Consider the following 21684-nt stretch of genomic DNA (forward strand, 5'->3'; position numbering starts at 1 on the left):
CCGATGACCCTTCATGGTCCACTGTGGCGGATACTGGGCGGCTGAAACCGGAAATGACCGATTCATGACGGACGAGGGAAGGGCACGGGGACGTGGCTAGGGTTCGGACAGGGGTGCGCGTCGTCGGCGCCGTGCTCGCGGCGGTACTGGGGGCCTCCCTCGCGGGCTGCAGCAGCACGGGCGGCAAGCGCGCCGAGGAACGGGCGAAGGCCGCGGAGGCGGGCCGGCCCGCCGTGTCCACTCCGCGCTGGACCTTCGCGATGGTCACGCACGCGGGCGACGGCGACACCTTCTGGGACATCGTGCAGAAGGGCGCCAAGGAGGCCTCGGCGAAGGACAACATCAACTTCGTCTACTCGCACGACGACCAGGCGCAGCAGCAGGCCCAGTTCGTGCAGAACGCCATCGACCAGAAGGTCGACGGGATCATCGTCAGCCTCGCCAAGCCCGAGGCCCTCAAGGACGTCGTCGCCAAGGCCGTGAAAGCGGGCATCCCCGTGATCACGGTCAACTCCGGCTCCGCCCAGTCGGCCGCGTACGGGGCGCTGGCCCACATCGGCCAGGACGAGGGGATCGCCGGCGAGGCCGTCGGCACCGAGATGACCAGGCGGGGCCTGAAGAAGGCGGTCTGCGTCCTGCACGAGCAGGGCAACGTCGGCCACGAGCAGCGCTGCGCAGGGGCGAAGAAGACCTTCGGCGGCACCATGGAGAACCTCTACGTCGAGGGCACCAACATGCCCTCCGTCCAGGCCGCCATCCAGGCCAAGCTCCAGGCCGACCCCGGCATCGACGGCATCCTGACCCTGGGCGCCCCCTTCGCCCCCACGGCCGTCAAGGCGAAGGAGGCGGCGGGCAGCAAGGCGGAGGTGGACACCTTCGACCTCAACGAGTCCGTCGCCCGCGACCTGAAGTCCGGGGCCCTGGGCTTCGCCGTCGACCAGCAGCCCTACCTCCAGGGGTACGAGGCCGTGGACCTGCTGTGGCTCTACCGCTACAACGGGGACGTGCTCGGCGGCGGCCGCCCGGTGCTGACCGGACCGCAGATCGTCACCGCCGACCAGGTGGCCGGGCTGGAGCCGTTCATCAAGCGGGGCAGCCGATGAGCGCCGCCGCCCCGGCCGCCGACGAACGGCTCGCGCCGGTCTCCCGGGTGCGCCGGCTGCTGGGCCGCCCCGAACTGGGCGCGGTCGTCGGCGCCGCCGCCGTCTTCGTCTTCTTCTCCTTCGCCGCGGACAGCTTCCTGCGGGCCTCCAGCCTCAGCACCGTCCTCTACTCGGCCTCGACCATCGGGATCATGGCCGTCCCGGTGGCCCTGCTGATGATCGGCGGCGAGTTCGACCTCTCCGCCGGCGTCATGGTGACCACCTCGGCGCTGGTCAGCTCGATGTTCAGCTACCAGATGACCGCCAACGTGTGGGTCGGCGTCGGGGTGTCCCTGCTGGTCACCCTGGCCATCGGCTTCTTCAACGGGTTCATGCTGACCCGCACGGGGCTGCCCAGCTTCATCATCACCCTCGGCACCTTCCTGATGCTGACCGGCCTGAACCTCGGCTTCACCAAGCTGATCAGCGGCACCGTCTCCACCAAGTCCATCGCCGACATGGAGGGCTTCCCCTCGGCCCGGGCGCTCTTCGCCTCCCAGTGGAACGTCGGATCGGTCACCCTCAAGGTCACCATCCTGTGGTGGCTGGCCCTGGTCGCCGTCGCCACCTGGATCCTGCTGCGCACCCGCGCCGGCAACTGGATCTTCGCCGTGGGCGGCGGCGCCGACGCGGCCCGCGCCACCGGCGTCCCGGTCGTCAAGACCCGCATCGGCCTCTACATGGGCGTGGCGCTGTGCGCCTGGATCTCCGGGCAGCACATCCTCTTCTCCTTCGACGTCGTCCAGTCCGGGGAAGGCGTCGGCAACGAGTTGATCTACATCATCGCGGCCGTCATCGGCGGCTGTCTGATGACCGGCGGCTACGGCTCCGCGATCGGCGCGGCCGTCGGCGCCCTCATCTTCGGCATGGCCAGCAACGGCATCGTCTACGCCCAGTGGAACCCGGACTGGTTCAAGTTCTTCCTCGGCGCCATGCTGCTGCTCGCCACGCTGCTCAACGCATGGGTCCGCAAGCGGGCGGAGGCACGGGCATGAGCACGCCACTGGTGAAGCTGACCGGGGTCAGCAAGTACTACGGCAACATCCGCGCCCTGCGGGACGTCTCCCTGGAGGTCTCGGCCGGCGAGATCACCTGCGTCCTCGGCGACAACGGCGCCGGCAAGTCCACCCTCATCAAGATCATCGCGGGTCTGCACCGGCACGACGCGGGCACCTTCGAGATCGACGGCGAGGAGACCGTCCTGGAGAACCCGCGCGCCGCCCTCGACCGCGGCATCGCCACCGTCTACCAGGACCTCGCCGTGGTCCCGCTGATGCCCGTCTGGCGCAACTTCTTCCTCGGCTCCGAGCCCACCCGGGGCCGCGGCCCCTTCCGCCGGCTCGACGCGGCGCTGATGCGCGAGACCACCCGCTCCGAACTGCTGCGCATGGGGATCGACCTGCGCGACGTCGACCAGCCGATCGGCACCCTCTCCGGCGGCGAGCGCCAGTGCGTGGCCATCGCCCGCGCCGTCCACTTCGGCGCGAAGGTCCTCGTCCTGGACGAGCCCACCGCCGCGCTCGGCGTCAAGCAGTCCGGTGTGGTCCTCAAGTACGTCGCCGCCGCCCGGGACGCGGGCCTCGGCGTGGTCCTCATCACCCACAACCCGCACCACGCCCACCTGGTCGGGGACCGCTTCGTCCTCCTCAAGCGCGGCGCCATGGCGGGCAGCCACACCCGGGACTCGATCACCCTCGACGAGCTCACCCGGCAGATGGCCGGGGGCTCCGAGCTGGAGGAGCTGAGCCACGAACTGGAGCGGGTGGCAGAATCGGGAGCGGACACCCCCTCCGGCTCCGCCCCCGCGACCGCCGCCACCTCCTCCGACAGGGACGACACGACTCGATGACCACCTACCGGGACTTCTCGCTCACCCACCGCGGGTCGGCGCGAGGCACCGTCCTGCGGACCATCGGGACCCGTGAGCGCCGGTCGCACCTGACCGCCCCCCGCGTCCCCACGGTCGGCATCGACATCGGCGGCACCAAGGTGATGGCCGGCGTCGTCGACGCCGACGGGGTCATCCTGGAGAAGGTCCGCACGGAGACGCCCGACAAGTCCAAGAGCCCCAAGGTCGTCGAGGACACCATCGTCGAGCTGGTCCTGGACCTCTCCGACCGGCACGACGTGCACGCGGTGGGCATCGGCGCGGCCGGCTGGGTGGACGCCGACCGCTCCCGCGTCCTGTTCGCCCCCCACCTCGCCTGGCGGGACGAGCCCCTGCGCGACGCCCTCCAGTCCCGCCTCGCGGTCCCCGTCATGGTGGACAACGACGCCAACACCGCCGCCTGGGCGGAGTGGCGCTTCGGCGCCGGCCGGGGCGAGGACCACCTGGTCATGATCACCCTGGGCACCGGCATCGGCGGCGCCATCCTGGAGGGCGGCCAGGTCAAGCGGGGCCGCTACGGGGTGGCCGGCGAGTTCGGCCACATGCAGGTCGTCCCCGGCGGGCACCGCTGCCCCTGCGGCAACCGCGGCTGCTGGGAGCAGTACAGCTCCGGCAACGCCCTGGTCCGCGAGGCCCGCGAGCTGGCCGCCGCCGACTCCCCGGTCGCCTACAACATCATCGCCAGGGTCGGCGGCAACGTCCACGAGATCACCGGGCCGCTGATCACCGAGCTCGCCCGCGAGGGCGACGCCATGTGCGTCGAGCTCCTCCAGGACATCGGCCAGTGGCTCGGCGTCGGCATCGCCAACCTCGCCGCCGCCCTCGACCCCTCGTGCTTCGTCATCGGCGGAGGCGTCAGCGCCGCCGACGACCTGCTCATCGGCCCCGCCCGGGACGCCTTCCGGCGCCACCTCACCGGCCGCGGCTACCGCCCCGAGGCCCGCATCGCCAAGGCCCAGCTGGGTCCCGAGGCGGGCATGGTCGGCGCCGCCGACCTCGCCCGGCTCGTCGCCCGCCGGTTCCGGCGCGCCACCCGCCGGCGCGTCGAGCGGCACGAGCGCTACGCGCAGTTCGGCCGGCGCGGCGCCGCCGGTCCCGAGGAGCAGGAACAGCCGTGACACCGCCCTCCTTGCCCCGTCAGGCCTCCTCCCCCGAGGCGGGCGGCGGCCGGCCGCCCACCGCCGAGGAACGGCGCAGCACCGTGCGCCGGCGCTGGGTCACCGCGCTGATCATCCTGCTGCTCATCGGCGTCCCGGCCGGCTACCTGGCCATCTCCGCCCGGCAGAGCCGTGAGAGCGGCCGCGACAAGGCCGCCCGGGTGGGCGCCGTCAAGGTCCGGCCGGACTGGCCGTCCAAGGTGCAGCGCAGCATCTACGAGGTGCCGATCCCGCTGATGGCCTCCCACGTCGGCTACCTGGAGACCAACAACTGGCACACCAGCCGGCTGTACGTCCAGTTCCAGGTCACCCCGGAGCAGTTGGACACCTTCCTGGCCGACGTGGGCACCAGCCGCGGGGCCCTCACCCCCGGGGTCTCGGTCTCCGAGCGCGACGCGCAGGTCGCGGGCTGGAGCTGGAGCCCGAAGCACCAGTGGTCCGGGGTCACCCTGGAGGCCCAGGACCCGCGCCCGACCCGGGACGTCACCGTCGACTCCACCAACCCCCGGGCCCCCCGCGTTTACGTGGTCTCCACCACCGTCCCGTAACGGGCACGGCGTAGGGTGGGATCATGAAGCTCACCAAGCGGCTGCACTCCTGCGTCCAGGTGGAGAAGGACGGGCACACGCTCGTCATCGACCCGGGCGCCTTCAGCGAACCGGACGCCGGGCTCGGGGCGGACGCCCTGCTGGTCACCCACGAGCACCCCGACCACTTCGACGAGGGCCGGCTGCGCGCCGCCCTCGACGCGAACCCGGCGGCGGCCCTGTGGACCCTGCGCAGTGTCGCCGAGCGGATGTCCGCCGCCTACCCGGGCCGGGTGCACACGGTGGGCCACGGGGACACCTTCACGGCCGCCGGCTTCGAGGTCCAGGTCCACGGCGAACTGCACGCCGAGATCCACCCGGACATCCCGCGCGTCACCAACGTCGGCTACCTCGTCGAGGGCTCCCTCTTCCACCCCGGGGACGCGCTGACCGTCCCGGACGCCCCCGTCGACACCCTGATGCTGCCGGTGCACGCCCCCTGGAACAAGATCGCCGAAGTGGTCGACTACGTCCGCGAGGTCAAGCCGCGCCGGGCGATCGACATCCACGACGCCTACCTCGCCGACATCGCCCGGCCGATCTACGACACGGTCCTGGCCAACCTCGGCGGGGCCCCGCACGGCCGCCTCGGGGCGGGAGAGAGCGCCGCCCTCTGACTGTCGGTGCCGGGCGGTAGGTTGGTGGACATGCGTATCGCCACGTTCAACGTCAACTCGATCACCGCCCGGCTGCCCCGCCTGCTCGCCTGGCTGGAGTCGTCCGGCACCGACGTGCTGTGCGTCCAGGAGACCAAGTGCACGGCGGAGCAGTTCCCGGCCGACGCGCTGCGCGAGCTGGGCTACGAGTCGGCCGTCAACGCCACCGGCCGGTGGAACGGTGTCGCCCTGCTGTCCCGGGTCGGGCTGGAGGACGTCGTCGTCGGGCTGCCCGGCGGCCCGGACTACGAGGGCGTCCAGGAGCCCCGGGCCATCTCCGCGACCTGCGGCGGAGTGCGCCTGTGGTCGGTGTACGTGCCCAACGGCCGCGAGGTCGCGCACGACCACTACGGCTACAAGCTGGACTGGTTCCGCGCCCTGACCGCCGCCGTCGCCGAGGACGCGGCCGGCCCGCGCCCCTTCGCGGTGCTCGGCGACTACAACGTGGCCCCCACCGACGAGGACGTCTACGACCCGGCCGTCTTCGAGGGCCTCACCCACGTCACCCCCGCCGAGCGGGCCGCCCTGGAGGCGCTGCGCGGCGCCGGCCTCTCCGACGTGGTGCCCCGCCCCCTGAAGTACGACCGCCCGTACACGTACTGGGACTACCGCCAGCTCTGCTTCCCCAAGAACCGGGGCATGCGCATCGACCTGGTGTACGGCAACGAGCCCTTCGCCAAGGCGGTCAAGGACGCCTACGTCGACCGCGAGGAGCGCAAGGGCAAGGGCGCCTCCGACCACGCGCCGGTCGTGGTCGACCTCGATCTGTAGAAGCCTCCGGGACCGGGGCGCGCCCTGTGGCCAGCCGGGGATCCTGGTGCGAGGCTGGTCGGTATGCGCATTTCCTTCCTGGCCAACTGGCTGTACCGGGACGACACGGAGCGGCGCGCCGTGGGACTCGCCGCCGCCCTCGCGGACGATCCCGAGGGCATCGGCGAGCTGTTCGCGGAGTGCGAGCTGCTGCGTGCCCAGGCGAGGGCCGCGGGCCTGGAACTCGACCAGACCCCGGCCTCGTTGGAGGCGCTGGACCAGCTGATGCCGCGCTGGCGGCGCGACCCCGAGGCGGTGCCCTGGCTGGGCAACGACGCGGGCTTCTACCTCGGGACCGTGGTCGTCCGGACCGTGCCGGGCGCCCGCTGGCAGGTGTGGCCCAACGGGCAGCCGGTGATCCGGCTGGCCTCGGGGCGGGAGTTCAACGTGGTGGAGTCGGGGGTGTCCTGGGCGGTGACCGGTTCTCCGGAGCTCAGCCAGGCCTACGCCGAGGCCTCCGAGGGCTGACCATCCCGCCGCATTAAAGGGCCTATGTACTTTATGCACCTTTCGGGCGTGTCGTGCTGAAGGCCCCGCGCCGGCTGGATAGTTTGCGCTGACCTCGACACACCGACAAGTGGGCAGGGCAGCGCATGGCCGTGGAACCGTTGATCGAGCTGCGGGACGTCAACAAGCACTACGGGAATCTGCACGTCCTCCAGGACATCAACCTCACCGTCGGCCGCGGGGAGGTGGTGGTGGTCATCGGTCCCTCCGGCTCCGGGAAGTCCACCCTCTGCCGGACCATCAACCGCCTGGAGACCATCGGGTCCGGCGAGATCCTCCTCGACGGCCGGCCGCTCCCCGCCGAGGGCAAGGAACTGGCCAGGCTGCGCGCCGAGGTCGGCATGGTCTTCCAGTCCTTCAACCTCTTCGCGCACAAGACCGTCCTCGCCAACGTCTCCCTGGCCCAGGTCAAGGTCAGGAAGCGGGGGAGAGAGGAGGCCGACAAGCGCTCCCGGGAGCTCCTGGAGCGGGTCGGTCTCGCGAGCCAGGCCGTGAAGTTCCCCGCCCAGCTCTCCGGCGGACAGCAGCAGCGCGTGGCCATCGCCCGCGCCCTGGCGATGAACCCCAAGGCCCTCCTCTTCGACGAGCCCACCTCCGCCCTCGACCCCGAGATGATCAACGAAGTGCTGGAGGTCATGCAGCAGCTCGCCGCCGAGGGCATGACCATGGTCGTCGTCACCCACGAGATGGGCTTCGCCCGCTCCGCCGCGAACCGCGTGGTGTTCATGGCCGACGGCAGGATCATCGAGGACCGCACCCCGGAGGAGTTCTTCACCGCCCCCGAGAGCGAGCGGGCCCGGGACTTCCTCTCCAAGATCCTCAAGCACTGAGGGGCCGCACGATGAAGCACACCCTGCGCGCCCTCGCCCTGGCCCTCGCCCTCCTCGCGGCCGCCGCCGGCTGCGGGAGGAGCGGCAGCCCGCCGGTGAAGGGGCCGCAGCCCGAGGACCTGCCCGTCTACCACGTGGACAGCGGCTTCACCCTGCCCGCCTCGCCCACCTGGGAGAGGGCGAAGCGACGGGGCCACCTCGTGGTCGGCGTCAAGGAGGACCAGCCCTACATGGGGGAGAAGGACCCCGCCACCGGCCGCTACTCCGGCTTCGACATCGAGCTCGCCAGGATGCTGTCCGCCTCGCTCGGCTTCGACCCCAAGACGATCGAGTTCAAGACGATCGCCTCCGCCAACCGCGAAACGGCCCTCCAGAACGGCCAGATCGACTACTACGTGGGCACCTACACCATCAACGACAAGCGCAAGAAGCAGGTCGGCTTCGCCGGGCCCTACTTCAAGGCCGGCCAGTCCCTGCTGGTCCGCCGGAACGAGAAGGACATCAAGGGCCCCGAGGACCTGGCCGGCAAGCGCGTCTGCTCGGCCGCCGGCTCCACCCCGTACCAGCGCCTCCAGAGGGAGTACCCCCGGGCGGTGCTCGTCGCCTACGACACCTACTCGGTCTGCGTGGACAACCTGCTGACCTACCAGGTCGACGCCGTCTCCACCGACGACTCCATCCTGCTCGGCTACGCCGCCAAGGTCCCCAAGGAGCTCAAGGTCGTCGGCAGACCCTTCTCCGAGGAGCCCTACGGCATCGGCGTCCCCCGCTCCGACAACGCCCTGCGCTTCGCCCTCGACGACGCCCTGGCCGCGCACGAGAAGGACGGCGACTGGAAGAAGGCCTACGAGGCCACGCTCGGCCTCTCCGGCCGGCCCGCTCCGCAACCACCCGCCATCGACCGCTACCCCGCGGGCTGAGGGGAGAGCGCACCACCATGCACGTACTCACCGACAACTTCGCGCTCTACTGGCAGGGCTTCCTCGGCACCGTCGAGCTGACCGTCTACGCCTCGCTGCTCGCCCTGGTCCTCGGCTTCCTGATGGCCTCCTTCCGCGTCGCGCCCGTCGGCTCCTTCCGGGTCTTCGGCACGGTCTGGGTGAACGTGCTGCGCAACACCCCGCTGACGCTGCTCTTCTTCGCCGTGCTGCTGGGCCTGCCGCGGTTCGGACTGGTCCTGCCGTTCCAGCTCTTCGCCGTCCTCACCCTCGGCTGCTACACCTCGGCCTTCATCTGCGAGGCCCTGCGCTCGGGCATCAACACCGTGCCCAAGGGGCAGGGGGAGGCGGCTCGCAGCCTCGGGATGACCTTCGGCCAGACCCTGGGCATGGTCGTGCTCCCGCAGGCCTTCCGCTCCGTCATCCCGCCCATCGGGTCGACGCTGATCGCCCTCGCCAAGAACTCGGCCATCGCCGGCGCCTTCAGCGTCACCGAGCTGCTGGGCACCTACAAGCCCCTCAACGAGATGGGCTACAACATCATCTGGACCTTCGTCTGGATCGCCGTGGGCTACCTGATCATCACCCTGTCCATCAGCGCGCTCTTCAACGTGCTGGAGAAGCGCTACGGAGTCGCCCGATGACCGCGCACGCGCTGCACGGGGACCAGGAGTCCACCGCCCTCTACGACGTGCCCGGCCCGAACGCCCTGCGCCGTCACTTCCTCTACGGGATCGTCTCGACGGTGGTGATCCTCGGCCTGCTCGCCTGGATCCTCTACCTGCTCTTCGACACCTACCAGTTCACGGCCGCCAAATGGCGCCCCTTCGTCTACGAGGGCATCCAGGAGCTGCTCCTCAAGGGCCTGGGCAACACCCTCAAGGCCTTCGTGTACGCCTCGGTGCTCTCGCTGGTGCTCGGCGCGGTGCTGGCCACCGGCCGGCTCTCGGCGCACCGGCCCGTGCGCTGGCTGGCGACGCTGTGCGTGGAGTTCTTCCGGGCCATGCCGGTGCTGGTGATGATCTTCTTCATCTTCGTCGCGCTGAAGGCGCAGCCGCTGCCGGCGCTGGTGGCCGGGCTGACCCTGTACAACGGCTCGGTGCTGGCCGAGGTCTTCCGTACGGGCATCAACGCGGTGGAACGGGGCCAGCGCGAAGCGGCGTACGCGCTCGGCATGCGCAAGACGCAGGTGATGACCTTCGTCCTCGCCCCGCAGGCGGTGCGGGCGATGCTGCCCACGATCATCAGCCAGCTGGTGGTGGCGCTGAAGGACACCTCGCTGGGCTTTCTGATCACCTATGAGGAGTTCCTGCACGCGGGCAAGCTGATCGCATCCAACCTGGACTACGACCTCCCGTTCATCCCCGTGGTGCTGGTCATCGCCCCGGTCTACATCGGGATGTGCATGCTGCTGTCCTGGTTCGCCACCTGGGTGGCCCGGCGGGAGCGCCGCAGCCCCAAGACCGTGGCGGTCGAGGTCGCCCCCGCCGAACCGGGCACGGTGCTGCCGGGGAGGTAGGCGCGGAGCCCTCCCTCCCGGCCGCGGCCGCGGATCACTGCTCGCGCAGCGGCACCGAGACGTACGAGGGGTCGGTGCGCGGCGAGGAGAAGGTCAGCTGCGCGCCGGTGGGGTTGTGCTCGATGTAGAGCGGGTCGACCGTGTCGATGACGAGGGCGAGCCGGTGGCCCGCGGGCACGTCGTAGGCGGTGGAGAAGAGGTCCAGGTCCACGCCGAAGGACTGCCCGGGGGCCTTGTCGTGGAAGGTGTACGGGGCGTTGCTGACGAGCTTGCCGAGGCCGAGCGGGCCGACGTCGTAGAGGTAGGCGACGAAGGTTCCGTCCCCCTTGGTGGGCGTGACGGTGGTGTGCAGGCGGACGGTGCCGCGGACGCGGCGCTCCCGCTCGTAGCGGGGGGACTGCCAGACGGCGGCGAAGGCGCGGGGGAGCAGCGGGACGGAGGCGACCGGGGGCGCCTTGGCGAACTGGTCGAGGACGCTGGAGAGGAAGACCACCCCGCCGTCGGCGCCGGAGTCCACGTTGGCCCAGAGGTGCTCGGTGCCGGTGAGCGGGAGCCTCTCCTCGCCGCCGGAGCCGACGGACTTCCAGTCGGCGTAGCCCTCGTAGCCGCCGGTGCTGCGGGACTTGATCCGGACCGGGGCCTCCGTGTCCACGCCGTTGCGTTCGCCCTTGAGGTAGCGGTCGAACCAGCGGTGGGCGTCGGTCCAGGTGTCGTTGGGCAGTCCGAGCAGGCCGGTGGCCTCGGCGGTGGCGTGGTCGCCGGGGCGGAACTCCAGGCGCTTGGGGCCGGTCAGCTTCTCGAAGAACCCGGCGTACTGGTTGGGCGGGAAGACCGTGTCGCCCCAGGCGTTGCCGAGCATGATCGCGGCGCCGTTGGCGTTGATCCGGTCGATCTGCTCGGCGGCGGAGCGCTTCCTGCCCCACTCGATCATCGCCGGCTCGTTCTCCAGCTTCGACCCCAGGAAGTCGCCGAGGATCTGCTGGAGTTCGGGTCCGGGCCGGCCGGTGAGGTAGCCGGCGGCGCCGAGCACCCCGGCGGCCTGGAGGTGCTGGGTGCGGCCGGAGTAGATGGAGTCGATCAGATCGGCCCAGCCGCTCAGCGCGACCACGGCCTTGACGCGGGGGTCGTGCGCGGAGGCCAGCAGGCTGATGCCCGCGCCGTAGGAGACCCCTCCCAGGCCCACGTGGTCCGGGTCGGCGGGGGTGGTGGCGAGGGCCCAGTCGATGACGGCGGAGACGTCGGCGATGTCCGCCGGGCCGGCCGTCTCGATCTGCCCGCCGGAGAGCCAGAAGCCGCGCGAGGTGTAACCGACCACGGTGTAGCCGGAGTCCGCGAGCTGTCTGGCCTGGGCGAGGTATTCGACCTGCGGCATGCCCCAACTGGTGGGGAGCACGATCAGCGGGTACTTGCGGCCGGGTTCGGCGCCTGCCGGGGTGAAGACGTTGCCCTTCAGGGTGATGCCGCCGGAGCCGGGGATGTCGAAGAAGCGGACGTCCGACGGCGCCTGCGACGAGGTCTGCGGGGCTGCGGCCGTGGCCGCCCGGGCCTGGTGGGGGGCCAGGCCCAGGGCGGTGGCCGCGATCAGGGCGGCCGCGGCCGCTGCGGTGTGGGGGCGGGCTCTCATCGAACGCTCCTCGCGTGCGCCGGTGTCCGAAAGTGACCCGACGGTAACGGGAGCGGCTTACCCAAGGTAACCCGCTAGTAAGTTACGTAGCGGTAACAATTGGTGGAGCGTCATGACCGCCCGCCTCCAGGGCGGCCGGAGCCGTCAGCCCGCCTGGGTGGCTCCGGTCAGCGCGCTCTTGGCCTTCCACTGGTCCCAGGACAGGTTCCACTCGCCGTAGCCGTTGCCGACGTCCGCCTTGCCCTTCGAGCCGCTGCCGACCACCTCCAGGGGGTCGCCCGGCTGCGCCTGGTCGTAGACGGCCTTGGCGTTGGCGTTGCTCATCCCCACGCAGCCGGAACTGGCGTTGGTCTTGCCGAACTTGTCGTCGTTCCACGGGGCGGCGTGCACGTACATGCCCGACCAGGTCAGCCGCATCGAATAGTCGACCATCTTGGCGTAGGAGTCGCCGAGGCCCACCGTCTGGGAGTCCATGAAGATGGTGCCCTCCTTCGCCATCAGCACCATCTTCCCGGACCAGGAGGCCTTCTCGCCGCCCGGAGTGCCCGCCGAGACGGGAACCGTCTTGACGACCTGGCCGTCCTCGGTGATGGACATCTTCTTGGTGTCGAGGCTGACCTCCATCCGGTGGTCCTTGCCTATCTTGAACTCGGTGGTGTAATCACGCGCGAAGAGTCCGCCGCCGGCGCCGGAGTCCACGCCGTTCAGGTTCATTTCCACCTTCACGTCGGTGCCGGGCTTCCAGTAGTCCTTGGGTCGCCAGTCCACGCGGTCGTTGCCGGAATAGTCCTTGACCCAGCCCCAGGAACCCTCGGTGTTGTTCGAGGTGGTCACCTTCAGCTGCTTTTCGACCTCGGCCTTGTTCTTCACCGGATTGTCGAAGACCAGCGAGACCGGCATCGCGACCCCGACCGTGCTGCCCTTCGGGACGTTGATGGAGACCTTGTTCACCTTGTCGGCGGCCGAGGTCTTGAACTGCGTGCCCGCGCTCTGGCTGTCGGTGTTCTGCGCCTCGACCTTGTAGTCCGCGTTCGGCGCGGCGTTGCGGCCCGAGGTCCAGCTCTTGCCGTCGGCGGCGATCTGCCCGGCCAGCTCCCCGCCCTTGCCGTCCGTCACCTTCACCTGCGCCAGCTTGCCGTCGGCGATGGTCACCTTGACCGGCTCACCCGACTTGACCTGGCCGTCCGTCAGGTTCACCGACACGGCCATGGGTGCCTTGTTCTTCGCGTCCGCGGCCTTGCCGCCGCCGTCCGCGCCACCGCCCGAGCCGCCCGAGCAGGCGGTCAGCGCGGCGGTCAGCAACGCGGCACCGGCGAGGGCGGCGTGGCGGGCCCGGCGTCGCGGGAGTGCGGTACGGCGTGTGCGGCTCAAGGAAACCCCTCCGGAGTAATGATCGTCCACAAGGAAGGAGTGAACGGGACGACTTTAGGTTGCGCATTCCCCGGAAAACCTCCTCCGGGCCGTTGTGACATGGGCCGCAGCGAAACGGTTGCCGAACGGTCACATTCCGCTCCGGCGGCACCCGGTGACCGGTTCTCACGGGCCGTGTCCGAAAAGCGTGTCGGCGCCGGATAAAGGACCTTCGCCCCCCGGAAAGAGTCGAACGACCCCTTCCGGATGTGAATTCCCGGAGCAGGCCCGCCGCCGCGCGCCGGGTACCCTCCCCCTTCGACCCCCGACCTCCCACCCCCGGAGCCCGCCCGTGCCAGCCACCGACACCAGCCCGGCCGCGACCGTGCACCCCCCGGCCCCGGCGAAGAGCTCGGTGCTGCGCAGCGGCGCCCTCATGGCGGCCGGTTCCGTCGTCTCCCGCGCCACCGGCTTCGTACGCTCCGCCGTGGTCCTCGCCGCGCTGGGCACCGCCTTCCTCGGAGACGGCTACGCCGTGGCCAACACCGTGCCGAACATCATCTACATGCTCCTGCTGGGCGGCGCGCTCAACGCCGTCTTCGTCCCCGAGCTGGTGCGCGCCGCCAAGGAGCACCGGGACGGCGGGAGCGCGTACACCGACCGGCTGCTGACCGCCTGCACCGTGGCGCTCCTCGTGCTCACCGCCGCCGCCGTCCTCGCCGCACCCCTGGTCATCGACGCCTACACCCCCTCCACGTACACGGACGCGGAGCGGAACACCGTCGTGGCACTGGCCCGGTTCTGCCTGCCGCAGATCCTCTTCTACGGGCTGTTCACCCTCCTCGGCCAAGTCCTCAACGCCCGCGGCCGGTTCGGGGCGATGATGTGGACCCCGGTCCTCAACAACCTCGTGGTCATCGCCGTCTTCGCCGCCTTCCTCCACGCCTCCGGCGGCGGCCGCGACGGCCTCACCGCCGCCGAGACCCGGCTGCTGGGCCTCGGCACCACCGCCGGCATAGCCGTCCAGGCCCTGGCCCTGGTCCCCGCGCTGCGCGCCTCCCGCTTCCGCTGGCGGCCCCGCTTCGACTGGCGCGGCAGCGGCCTCACCCGCCCCCTGCGCAACGCGGGCTGGCTGGTCGTGCTGGTCCTCACCAACCAGTTCGCCTACTGGGTCGTGACCAGCCTCTCCACCACCGTCCAGGACCGGCCGGGCGGCTCCGGCTTCGGCTACGCCGCCTACAGCAGCGCCTACCAGCTGTGGACCGTCCCGCAGGGCATCATCACCGTCTCCCTGGTCACCGCCCTCATGCCCCGGATGAGCACGGCCGCGGCCGCGGGCGACCTCGGCGCCGTCCGCGAGGACGTCTCGTACGCCCTGCGCTCCAGCGCCGCCCTCGTCCTGCCCGCCGCCGCGCTCTTCGCCGCGCTGGCCCCGTGGGTGATGGACTGCGTCGCCGGATACGGCTCCGTCACCCCCGAGGGTGTCGCGGCCATGGCGGGCATGCTCGTGGCCTTCGCCCCCGGCCTCGTCGCCTACTCCGCCCAGTACGTCCTCGCGCGCGGCTTCTACGCCCTGTCCGACACCCGCACCCCCTTCTTCCTCAACCTGGTCGTCGTCGCCCTCAACGCCGGGCTCTCGTACGCCGCCTACCTGCTGCTCCCGGCCCGCTGGGCGGTCACCGGCATGGCCGCAGCCACCTCCCTCGCCTTCATCGGAGGCTCCGCCGTCACCGCGTACGCCCTCGCCCGCCGGCTCGGCCCGCGCACCGGCCCGCGCACCGGCCCGCGCCGCGGCACCGCGCTCCGCACCCACCTGCGGCTGCTCGCCGCCTGCCTGCCCGCGGCCGCCGCCGGACACGGGGCCGCCCGCGCCGCCGAGGGCCTCGGGGCGTTCGCGGCGGCCGGGGCGGGAACCGTGGCGCTCGCCCTGGTCGTCGTACTCCTCGCCAGGCCCCTGCGCCTGACGGAGATCACCGACCTGCTGGACTCCCTGCGCCGCAAGACCGGCCGGTAGAGGGAGGAAAGCCGGCAGAACACCCTGGGATACTGGACCGGATGCCACGCGTACTGCTGATCGAGGACGACCCTTCCATCCGGGAAGGAGTCGCGCTCGGCCTGCGCCGCAGGGGCCACGAGGTCAAGGCCGCCGGCACCGGGGAGGAGGGCCTCGCCCTCATGGGCGCCTTCCACCCCGAGCTCGTCCTCCTCGACCTGATGCTGCCCGGGATCAACGGCGTCCAGGTCTGCCGCCGGATCCGTGAGAGCAGCATGGTCCCCGTCATCATGCTCACCGCCCGCGGCGACGACTTCGACATCGTCGTCGGCCTGGAGGCCGGCGCCGACGACTACATCGTCAAACCCGCCCGCACCGCGATCATCGAGGCCCGGGTCCGCGCCGTCCTGCGCCGCCGCCCCGCCCCCGGAGACCGCCTCGGGGTCGAACACCACGGCGGGCTCACCCTGGACCGCGCCGGACTCACCGTCGCCAAGAACGGCGAACGGCTCGCCCTCGCCCCCAGCGAGATCAAACTCCTGCTCCACCTGTCGGCCGCCCCCGAACAGGTCTTCTCCCGCCAGCAGCTGCTGGAGGGCGTGTGGGAGCACAGCTACCACGCCGACGCCCGGCTCGTGGACGCCTGCGTCCGCCGGCTGCGCCACAAGATCGAGGACCCCGCCCACGGCCCCCGCTACATACAGACGGTGCGGGGCTTCGGCTACCGCTTCGGGCCGCTCTAGGAGACCCCTGTGTCCAGCCGCGCGCCGTTCGGCCTGCGCACCCGCCTCATCGCCGCGTTCCTGCTGGTCGCCGCGATCTGCGCGGTCAGCACCGCCGCCCTCACCTACCGGCAGGCGCGCAGCGCCGTCCTCACCCAGAGCCAGGACACGGCCGTCAGCACCCTGCGCGACCGGCTGGAGACCACCGCCCTGACCCTCCCGATGGACCAGCGCCAGCTCCAGCGCGTCGTCGACGACCTCGGCAGACGCGGCAAGCCCCACCCCTGGGTGGTCTTCGGCGAGTACGGCACCCTGCGCGCCTCCTCCGCCGACCTCGGCTCGCCCGTCTCCGACGTCCTCACCGACACCCTCCGCTCCCAGGTCGCCAGCCACCCCCACGGAGCCTTCCAGCGGGTGACGGACGGCCGCGGCGAGCCGTACCTGACCATCGGCATGCCCGCCGTCTTCCTCCACAACGGCGCCCGCGAGGCCACCGGAGCCGTCCTCTACGCCGTCATGCCGCTCTCCACCGAGCAGCAGACCGTCGACGCCATGGTCCAGGCCGCCAAGCAGGGCGCCGTCCCGGGCCTGGCCATCTCGATCGTCCCCGCCCTGCTCGCCGCCCGCAGCGTCCTGCGGCCCGTGCGCGACATGCGCCGCGCCGCCCAGCACCTCGGACGGGGCCGCCTGGACACCCGCATCGAGGTCCGCGGCGCCGACGAACTGGCCGGCCTCGCCCGCACCTTCAACGAGACCGCCGGAGCCCTGGAGGAGTCCGTGGCCGAACTGCGGGAGGCCGAGGCCCGGGCCCGCCGGTTCGCCGCGGACGTCTCCCACGAACTGCGCACCCCGCTCGCGGGGATGCTCGCCGTCACCGAGGTGCTCGACGAGGACGCCGAGCACCTCGACCCCGACACCGCCAAGGCCCTGCGGCTGATCAGCGCCGAGACCGGGAAGCTGGCCGTGCTCGTCGAGGACCTGATGGAGATCTCCCGCTTCGACGCCCGCGCCGCGGGGCTCAACCTGGACGACGTGGACGTCGCCGAGACCGTGCGCAAGACCCTCCAGCGCCGCCACTGGGACGACGACCGGGTCACCACCGACCTGCCGGAAGGGGTACGGGGCCGCCTCGACCCGCGCCGCTTCGACGTGGTCCTCGCCAACCTCGTCGGCAACGCGCTGCGGCACGGCGCCGCCCCCGTGCGGATCGCCCTGCGCACCGCATCCCGCCCGGAGGGCGAACGCCTCGTCGTGGAGGTCGCCGACAGCGGACCCGGCATCGCCGCCGACGTCCTGCCGCACATCTTCGACCGGTTCTTCAAGGCCGACGCCGCCCGCACCCGCTCCGCCGGCAGCGGCCTCGGCCTCGCCATCAGCCTGGAGAACGTCCGCCTCCACGGCGGCACCCTCACCGCCGCCAACGCCCCGGAGGGGACGGACACCCACGGGGGAGCGGTGTTCACCGTCGACATGCCGCTGGAGGCGGCCCCGTGACCCCGCCGCTGCGGCGCCCGGCCGCGGCCGCCGCCCTGCTGGCCCCCCTGCTCGCGGCCACCGCCTGCGGCATCAAGCCCACCGGGGTCGTGGAGAGCGGCGCCGCCGCGCGGGTCGCCGTCGCGCGGGCCGGGGGCTCCATGGCCTACTTCGTCACCCCCGACGGCCGCCTGGCCCCCGCGCCGCAGCCCGAGTACACCCAGGCCGGGCCCCGGGGCAGCGTCGTCGGGCTGCTGCGCGGTCCCGGCACGGCGGAACGGGAGGCGGGGCTGGGCACCCGGGTGCCGGTGGTGGGGGAGGAGGCGGCCGAGGGCGCGGTGGCCGTCGTCGTCACCGACCGGCTGGAGGTACGGCTGCCCTTCGCCGTCGCCGGCCTCGACCCGCTGGGCCACCGCCAGCTGGTGTGCAGCGCCCTGTCCACGGTGGACCCGCTCTACGAGGTGGTCCTCCGCGGCACCGACACGGCCCTGCCCCCGTCCCGCTGCGACGCGGGGCACTGAGCCGTCGAGCGGGCCCGCGCGGGGGACGGCCCCGGGCATCGGGCGCCGTCTTGTGGGCGGGGGCCGTGTGCCGTCACCTTGGGGACCATGGAACACGCCGTACCCGATTCCGCCGCCCCGGGCGCGGGCCGCCCGCCCGGCGTGCCCGATGTCTTCGATCCGTACCTGTACGCCGAGGGCGTCCCCCACGAGCGCTACCGGGTGCTGCGCGAGCGGTACCCCGTGGCCTGGCAGGAGGAACCGGAGGTGGCGGGCTGGCCCGCCGGGCCCGGGTTCTGGGCCGTCACCCGGCACGCCGACGTCGTCCGCGTCCTGCGCGACCACACCACGTACTCCTCCTGGCTCGGCGCCACCCAGATCCGCGACCCCGACCCCGCCGACCTGCCCTTCCTGCGCCGCACCATGCTCAACCAGGACCCTCCCGGACACGGCCGGCTGCGCCGCCTGGTCTCCCGGGCCTTCACCCCCGCCCGGGTCGACGCCTTCGCCGCCCGCGCCCGCGACCGGGCCCGTACGCTCCTGGCCGCCGCCCGGGACGGGGCCGAGGACGGCGCCGCGGACCTGGTCCGCACCGTCACCGACGAGTACGCCCTCCTCAACCTCACCGACCTGCTCGGAGTCCCGGCCGCCGACCGGGGCCTGCTGCTGGAGTGGACCGTACGCGTCATCGGCTACCAGGATCCCGAGGACGCCCCCGCCCCGGTCCTCGGCCCCGACGGCAAGCCCCTCGACCCGCGTTCCCCGGCCCTGCTCGGCGAGATGTTCGGCTACGCCCGCGAACTCGCCGCGTACAAGCGCGCGCACCCCGGCGACGACGTGATGACCGCCCTCGCCCGGGGCGGGCTGGAACCGGCCGAACTGGAGATGTTCTTCTTCCTGCTCACCGTCGCCGGCAACGACACCGTCCGCAGCGCCGCCCCCGGCGGCCTCCTCGCCCTGGCCCGCGACCCCGACGCCTACCGGGCCCTCGCCGACGGCACCGCGGCGCCCGGCCCGGCCGTCGAGGAACTCCTGCGCGTCCACCCGCCGGTGCTCAGCTTCCGCCGCACCGCCACCCGTGACACCGAACTCGCCGGCACCCGGATCCGGGCCGGTGACAAGGTGGTGGTCTTCCACGCCTCCGCCAACCACGACGCACGCGTCTTCGCCGACCCACACCGCCTCGACCTCGGCCGCTCCCCGAACCCGCACGTCTCCTTCGGCGACGGCCCCCACGTCTGCCTCGGCGCCCACTTCGCCCGGCTCCAGCTGCGCACCCTCCACGAGGAGTGGCGCCGGGCGATGCCCGCCCCCGAACTCGCCGGCGCACCGCGCCGGCTGGTCTCCAACTTCATCAACGGGGTGACGCGGCTGCCGCTGCGGGTGTCCGGGCCGCGGCGGTGACGTCCGCCACCAGCTCCGTCACGTCCGGGCCGTACGCGTCGGAGTTGACCACCTTCAGCAGCAGGCAGAAGGAGGCCCCCCGGTGGGCGCGGGCCAGCTTCTCGTGGTGGCGGGCCAGGTAACGGGCCGCCGCCTGATTGCTGTTGGCGGTCTGCCCCGACAGCAGGAACACCGGCCGCGAGCCCTGACCGGACGTCAGCCGCGCCAGCAGCACGTACTCGACCAGTCCCGGCTCCCAGCGGTACGTCTCGCCGCCGACGGCTATCGACCCCCGGTCCGGGCCGGCCTCGGTGGAGACGTCGACCCGGACGCCCGGCAGCATCGAGTGCAGGTGCGCCACCGTACGGGAGTTGGACGCCGGACCGCCGACGCAGAACTCGGCGCGCTCGCCGAAGCCCTGGCGGGCCTCGTGGGTGACGATCCGCACCGTCGCCCCGCAGTCCTTGATCAGGGACGATATCTCCAGCAGCGCGAAGGCGTCGTTGCGGTGCAGCGACGACTCCGTGCCGCCCATCTGCCGGTTGACCACGAACAGGCAGTCCGAGCCGGTCGGCAGCCCGAAGAAGGCCTGCTTGCGGCGCAGCGCCCGGCGCCACAGGTAGGTACGGGTGAACCAGCCGAAGCCACCGCTGACGGCGGTGGCCACCACTCCGAGCACGATGTTGCGCACGTCGTCGTTCATGCGGCGGATGGTAGCCGCCCCACCGCCTCCATGACGCGGGGGGTGCGGCGGAGCTAGGCTGCCGCTCCATGGTCTGACAGGCAGTCGACTGGAGGAACCGGATGCGCGCTTCCGCAGCACGTCAGTTAGCGTTCGCAGCCCTCGCCGGGGCGCTCGTCTCCACCGGAGCGGCCGCTCCGCCACCGCCGGCCGACGCCCCGCAGAAGGTGCCGGTGGCCGTCGGATACGGAGGGGCCGTCGCCAGCGTGGACGCCGACGCCTCGGCGGCCGGGATCGCCGTCCTGCGGGCCGGGGGCAACGCCGTGGACGCGGCGATCGCCACCGCCGCCGCCCTCGGGGTCACCGAACCGTACTCGGCCGGCATCGGAGGCGGCGGGTACCTGGTCCACTACGACGCCGCCACCCGCCGCGTACAGACGATCGACGGCCGTGAGACCGCGCCCGCCACGGCCACCGAGACCCTGTTCCAGGAGAACGGCGTCCCCATCCCCTTCGAGGAGGGGCAGACCAGCGGCCGCAGCGTGGGCGTCCCCGGCACCCCCGCCACCTGGAAGGCCGCCCTGGACGCCTGGGGCACCAAACCGCTGGCGCAACTCCTGCGCCCCGCCGAGAAACTGGCCCGCGACGGCTTCACCGTCGACGCCACCTTCCGGGCCCAGACCCAGGCCAACCAGGACCGCTTCAAGGACTTCCCCGACACCCGGAAGCTGTTCCTGCCGGGCGGACAGCTCCCCGTCGTCGGCTCCACCTTCAAGAACCCCGACCTCGCCGCCACCTACGCCGAACTCGCGCGCAAGGGCACCGGCGCCCTCTACCGCGGCCCCCTCGCCGACGACATCGTCAAGGCCGTCCGCCGGCCCCCCGTCGACCCGGCCGCCACCCGCAAGGTCCGCTCCGGCGACCTGACCGCCGCCGACCTGAGGGCGTACGAGACCAGGCGGCAGGCCCCGACCCACATCGACTACCGGGGGCTGGACGTCTACAGCATGGCCCCCTCCTCCTCCGGCGGCACCACGGTCGGCGAGGCGCTCAACATCCTGGAGCGCACCGACCTGTCGAAGCTGTCCGAGGCCCAGTACCTGCACCGGTTCATCGAGGCCTCCCGGATCTCCTTCGCCGACCGGGGCCGCTGGGTCGGCGACCCGGCCGCCCAGTCCGTTCCGACCCGCGAGCTGCTCTCGCAGCGGTACGCCGACTCGCGCTCCTGCCTCATCAGGCCGGACGCGACCCTGACCAGCCCGCTGGCCCCCGGCGACCCGCTCCACCCGGCGCCCTGCGGCGGCACCGCGCAGGCCGCGCCGACCACCTACGAGGGGGAGAACACCACGCACCTGACGGTCGCCGACCGCTGGGGCAACGTGGTCTCGTACACCCTGACCATCGAGTCCACGGGCGGCAGCGCCATCACCGTTCCGGGGCGCGGCTTCCTGCTCAACAACGAGCTGACCGACTTCTCCTTCGCCCCGGCCGCCCCCGGCGTCCCGGACCCCAACCTGCCCGGCCCGGGCAAGCGGCCGCGCTCGTCCATGTCCCCGACCATCGTCCTCGACCACGGCCGCCCGGTCTTGGCCGTGGGATCCCCGGGCGGGGCGACGATCATCACCACCGTCCTGCAGACCCTGATCGGCCACCTGGACCGGGGCCTGCCGCTGGTCGACGCGATCAAGGCGCCGCGCGCCAGCCAGCGCAACCAGACGACGACCGAGCTGGAACCCGCGCTGTGGAACAGCCCGCTGCGCGCCGAACTGGAGGGGCTGGGGCAGGCGTTCCGGCAGAACCCGGAGATCGGGGCCGCCACGGGTGTCCAGCGGCTCCCGGACGGGCGCTGGCTGGCGGCCGCCGAGACCACCCGGCGGGGCGGCGGCTCGGCGATGGTCGTCCGCCCGCAGGGCAGGCCGTAGC

General features: G+C 72.2%; 21 protein-coding genes. 18 read left to right on the plus strand and 3 right to left on the minus strand.

Annotated elements, in window-relative coordinates; all coding sequences use genetic code 11:
- Window positions 1-92 precede the first annotated feature (92 nt).
- From WDV06_RS04100 to WDV06_RS04155, 12 genes are all read left to right on the plus strand, one after another.
- A complete protein-coding gene (locus WDV06_RS04100) occupies window positions 93-1103 on the plus strand; it encodes a sugar ABC transporter substrate-binding protein (RefSeq protein ID WP_395508211.1) in 1011 nt (336 codons plus the stop codon).
- Window positions 1100-2137, plus strand: coding sequence for an ABC transporter permease (locus WDV06_RS04105; RefSeq protein WP_395508212.1), 1038 nt, complete (start codon window positions 1100-1102; stop codon window positions 2135-2137). Before WDV06_RS04100 ends, WDV06_RS04105 begins: the two co-directional genes overlap by 4 nt.
- Window positions 2134-2991, plus strand: coding sequence for an ATP-binding cassette domain-containing protein (locus WDV06_RS04110; RefSeq protein WP_395508213.1), 858 nt, complete (start codon window positions 2134-2136; stop codon window positions 2989-2991). Before WDV06_RS04105 ends, WDV06_RS04110 begins: the two co-directional genes overlap by 4 nt.
- The gene (locus tag WDV06_RS04115) at window positions 2988-4148 is read left to right on the plus strand and encodes an ROK family glucokinase (RefSeq protein WP_395508214.1); all 1161 of its coding nucleotides are present in this window, start codon (window positions 2988-2990) and stop codon (window positions 4146-4148) included. The genes WDV06_RS04110 and WDV06_RS04115 overlap by 4 nt, the downstream gene beginning before the upstream one ends.
- Window positions 4145-4735, plus strand: a complete 591-nt coding sequence (locus WDV06_RS04120; protein WP_395508215.1) for a hypothetical protein — start codon at window positions 4145-4147, stop codon at window positions 4733-4735. The genes WDV06_RS04115 and WDV06_RS04120 overlap by 4 nt, the downstream gene beginning before the upstream one ends.
- A 23-nt stretch (window positions 4736-4758) precedes the next feature.
- Window positions 4759-5391 carry an MBL fold metallo-hydrolase gene (locus WDV06_RS04125; protein ID WP_395508216.1) on the plus strand — a complete coding sequence of 211 codons (633 nt, stop codon included), beginning with the start codon at window positions 4759-4761 and terminating at the stop codon, window positions 5389-5391.
- 30 nt (window positions 5392-5421) lie between these two features.
- A complete protein-coding gene (locus WDV06_RS04130) occupies window positions 5422-6201 on the plus strand; it encodes an exodeoxyribonuclease III (protein ID WP_395508217.1) in 780 nt (259 codons plus the stop codon).
- A gap of 63 nt (window positions 6202-6264) precedes the next feature.
- Window positions 6265-6708: a DUF6278 family protein gene (locus tag WDV06_RS04135; protein WP_395508218.1), complete on the plus strand. Its 444-nt coding sequence runs from the start codon at window positions 6265-6267 to the stop codon at window positions 6706-6708.
- 125 nt (window positions 6709-6833) lie between these two features.
- Window positions 6834-7577, plus strand: a complete 744-nt coding sequence (locus WDV06_RS04140; protein ID WP_395508219.1) for an amino acid ABC transporter ATP-binding protein — start codon at window positions 6834-6836, stop codon at window positions 7575-7577.
- Window positions 7578-7588: 11 nt separating this feature from the next.
- Window positions 7589-8497, plus strand: a complete 909-nt coding sequence (locus WDV06_RS04145; RefSeq protein WP_395508220.1) for a glutamate ABC transporter substrate-binding protein — start codon at window positions 7589-7591, stop codon at window positions 8495-8497.
- Window positions 8498-8514: 17 nt separating this feature from the next.
- On the plus strand, window positions 8515-9159 hold the full coding sequence (locus WDV06_RS04150; protein WP_395508221.1) for an amino acid ABC transporter permease: 645 nt from the start codon (window positions 8515-8517) through the stop codon (window positions 9157-9159).
- A complete protein-coding gene (locus WDV06_RS04155) occupies window positions 9156-10034 on the plus strand; it encodes an amino acid ABC transporter permease (RefSeq protein ID WP_395508222.1) in 879 nt (292 codons plus the stop codon). Before WDV06_RS04150 ends, WDV06_RS04155 begins: the two co-directional genes overlap by 4 nt.
- Before the next feature lie 34 nt (window positions 10035-10068).
- Here WDV06_RS04155 and WDV06_RS04160 read toward each other — a convergent pair whose 3' ends face one another.
- Window positions 10069-11658, minus strand: a complete 1590-nt coding sequence (locus tag WDV06_RS04160) for an alpha/beta fold hydrolase (protein ID WP_395508223.1) — start codon at window positions 11656-11658, stop codon at window positions 10069-10071.
- A 144-nt stretch (window positions 11659-11802) separates the two neighbouring features.
- Window positions 11803-13029: a L,D-transpeptidase gene (locus WDV06_RS04165; RefSeq protein ID WP_395508224.1), complete on the minus strand. Its 1227-nt coding sequence runs from the start codon at window positions 13027-13029 to the stop codon at window positions 11803-11805.
- A gap of 331 nt (window positions 13030-13360) precedes the next feature.
- On the opposite strand from WDV06_RS04165, the gene murJ reads away from it, so the two are divergent.
- The 5 genes from murJ (at window position 13361) to WDV06_RS04190 (ending at window position 19100) form a co-directional block, all read left to right on the plus strand.
- Window positions 13361-15022, plus strand: a complete 1662-nt coding sequence (gene murJ / locus WDV06_RS04170; RefSeq protein WP_395508225.1) for a murein biosynthesis integral membrane protein MurJ — start codon at window positions 13361-13363, stop codon at window positions 15020-15022.
- Between the two features lie 41 nt (window positions 15023-15063).
- A complete protein-coding gene (locus WDV06_RS04175; protein WP_395508226.1) occupies window positions 15064-15744 on the plus strand; it encodes a response regulator in 681 nt (226 codons plus the stop codon).
- 9 nt (window positions 15745-15753) lie between these two features.
- Window positions 15754-17217 carry an ATP-binding protein gene (locus WDV06_RS04180; RefSeq protein WP_395508227.1) on the plus strand — a complete coding sequence of 488 codons (1464 nt, stop codon included), beginning with the start codon at window positions 15754-15756 and terminating at the stop codon, window positions 17215-17217.
- Complete coding sequence (locus WDV06_RS04185; RefSeq protein ID WP_395508228.1) at window positions 17214-17717, plus strand: hypothetical protein; 504 nt, start codon at window positions 17214-17216, stop codon at window positions 17715-17717. The genes WDV06_RS04180 and WDV06_RS04185 overlap by 4 nt, the downstream gene beginning before the upstream one ends.
- 87 nt (window positions 17718-17804) lie before the next feature.
- Entirely contained in the window at window positions 17805-19100 is a 1296-nt protein-coding gene (locus WDV06_RS04190; protein ID WP_395508229.1) for a cytochrome P450, read from the plus strand.
- Here the strand turns inward: WDV06_RS04190 and WDV06_RS04195 are convergent.
- Window positions 19051-19782: a hypothetical protein gene (locus WDV06_RS04195; protein ID WP_395508230.1), complete on the minus strand. Its 732-nt coding sequence runs from the start codon at window positions 19780-19782 to the stop codon at window positions 19051-19053. The genes WDV06_RS04190 and WDV06_RS04195 overlap by 50 nt on opposite strands.
- Before the next feature lie 101 nt (window positions 19783-19883).
- Here WDV06_RS04195 and ggt point away from each other — a divergent pair, with 101 nt between their 5' ends.
- Window positions 19884-21683: a gamma-glutamyltransferase gene (gene ggt, locus WDV06_RS04200; RefSeq protein ID WP_395508231.1), complete on the plus strand. Its 1800-nt coding sequence runs from the start codon at window positions 19884-19886 to the stop codon at window positions 21681-21683.
- The last annotated feature ends 1 nt before the right edge of the window (window position 21684 follow it).

It is taken from the genome of Streptomyces racemochromogenes, assembly GCF_044129415.1.
GTDB classification, from domain to species: domain Bacteria; phylum Actinomycetota; class Actinomycetes; order Streptomycetales; family Streptomycetaceae; genus Streptomyces; species Streptomyces racemochromogenes_A.

Bases quoted from the DNA above. Each gene is read 5' to 3' on its own strand.
- WDV06_RS04105 (WP_395508212.1), top strand. From the start codon at position 1,100: ATGAGCGCCGCCGCCCCGGCCGCCGACGAACGGCTCGCGCCGGTCTCC.
- WDV06_RS04110 (WP_395508213.1), top strand. From the start codon at position 2,134: ATGAGCACGCCACTGGTGAAGCTGACCGGGGTCAGCAAGTACTACGGC.
- WDV06_RS04115 (WP_395508214.1), top strand. From the start codon at position 2,988: ATGACCACCTACCGGGACTTCTCGCTCACCCACCGCGGGTCGGCGCGA.
- WDV06_RS04125 (WP_395508216.1), top strand. From the start codon at position 4,759: ATGAAGCTCACCAAGCGGCTGCACTCCTGCGTCCAGGTGGAGAAGGAC.
- WDV06_RS04130 (WP_395508217.1), top strand. From the start codon at position 5,422: ATGCGTATCGCCACGTTCAACGTCAACTCGATCACCGCCCGGCTGCCC.
- WDV06_RS04135 (WP_395508218.1), top strand. From the start codon at position 6,265: ATGCGCATTTCCTTCCTGGCCAACTGGCTGTACCGGGACGACACGGAG.
- WDV06_RS04140 (WP_395508219.1), top strand. From the start codon at position 6,834: ATGGCCGTGGAACCGTTGATCGAGCTGCGGGACGTCAACAAGCACTAC.
- WDV06_RS04145 (WP_395508220.1), top strand. From the start codon at position 7,589: ATGAAGCACACCCTGCGCGCCCTCGCCCTGGCCCTCGCCCTCCTCGCG.
- WDV06_RS04150 (WP_395508221.1), top strand. From the start codon at position 8,515: ATGCACGTACTCACCGACAACTTCGCGCTCTACTGGCAGGGCTTCCTC.
- WDV06_RS04155 (WP_395508222.1), top strand. From the start codon at position 9,156: ATGACCGCGCACGCGCTGCACGGGGACCAGGAGTCCACCGCCCTCTAC.
- WDV06_RS04160 (WP_395508223.1), bottom strand. From the start codon at position 11,658: ATGAGAGCCCGCCCCCACACCGCAGCGGCCGCGGCCGCCCTGATCGCG.
- WDV06_RS04175 (WP_395508226.1), top strand. From the start codon at position 15,064: ATGCCACGCGTACTGCTGATCGAGGACGACCCTTCCATCCGGGAAGGA.
- WDV06_RS04190 (WP_395508229.1), top strand. From the start codon at position 17,805: ATGGAACACGCCGTACCCGATTCCGCCGCCCCGGGCGCGGGCCGCCCG.
- WDV06_RS04195 (WP_395508230.1), bottom strand. From the start codon at position 19,782: ATGAACGACGACGTGCGCAACATCGTGCTCGGAGTGGTGGCCACCGCC.
- ggt (WP_395508231.1), top strand. From the start codon at position 19,884: ATGCGCGCTTCCGCAGCACGTCAGTTAGCGTTCGCAGCCCTCGCCGGG.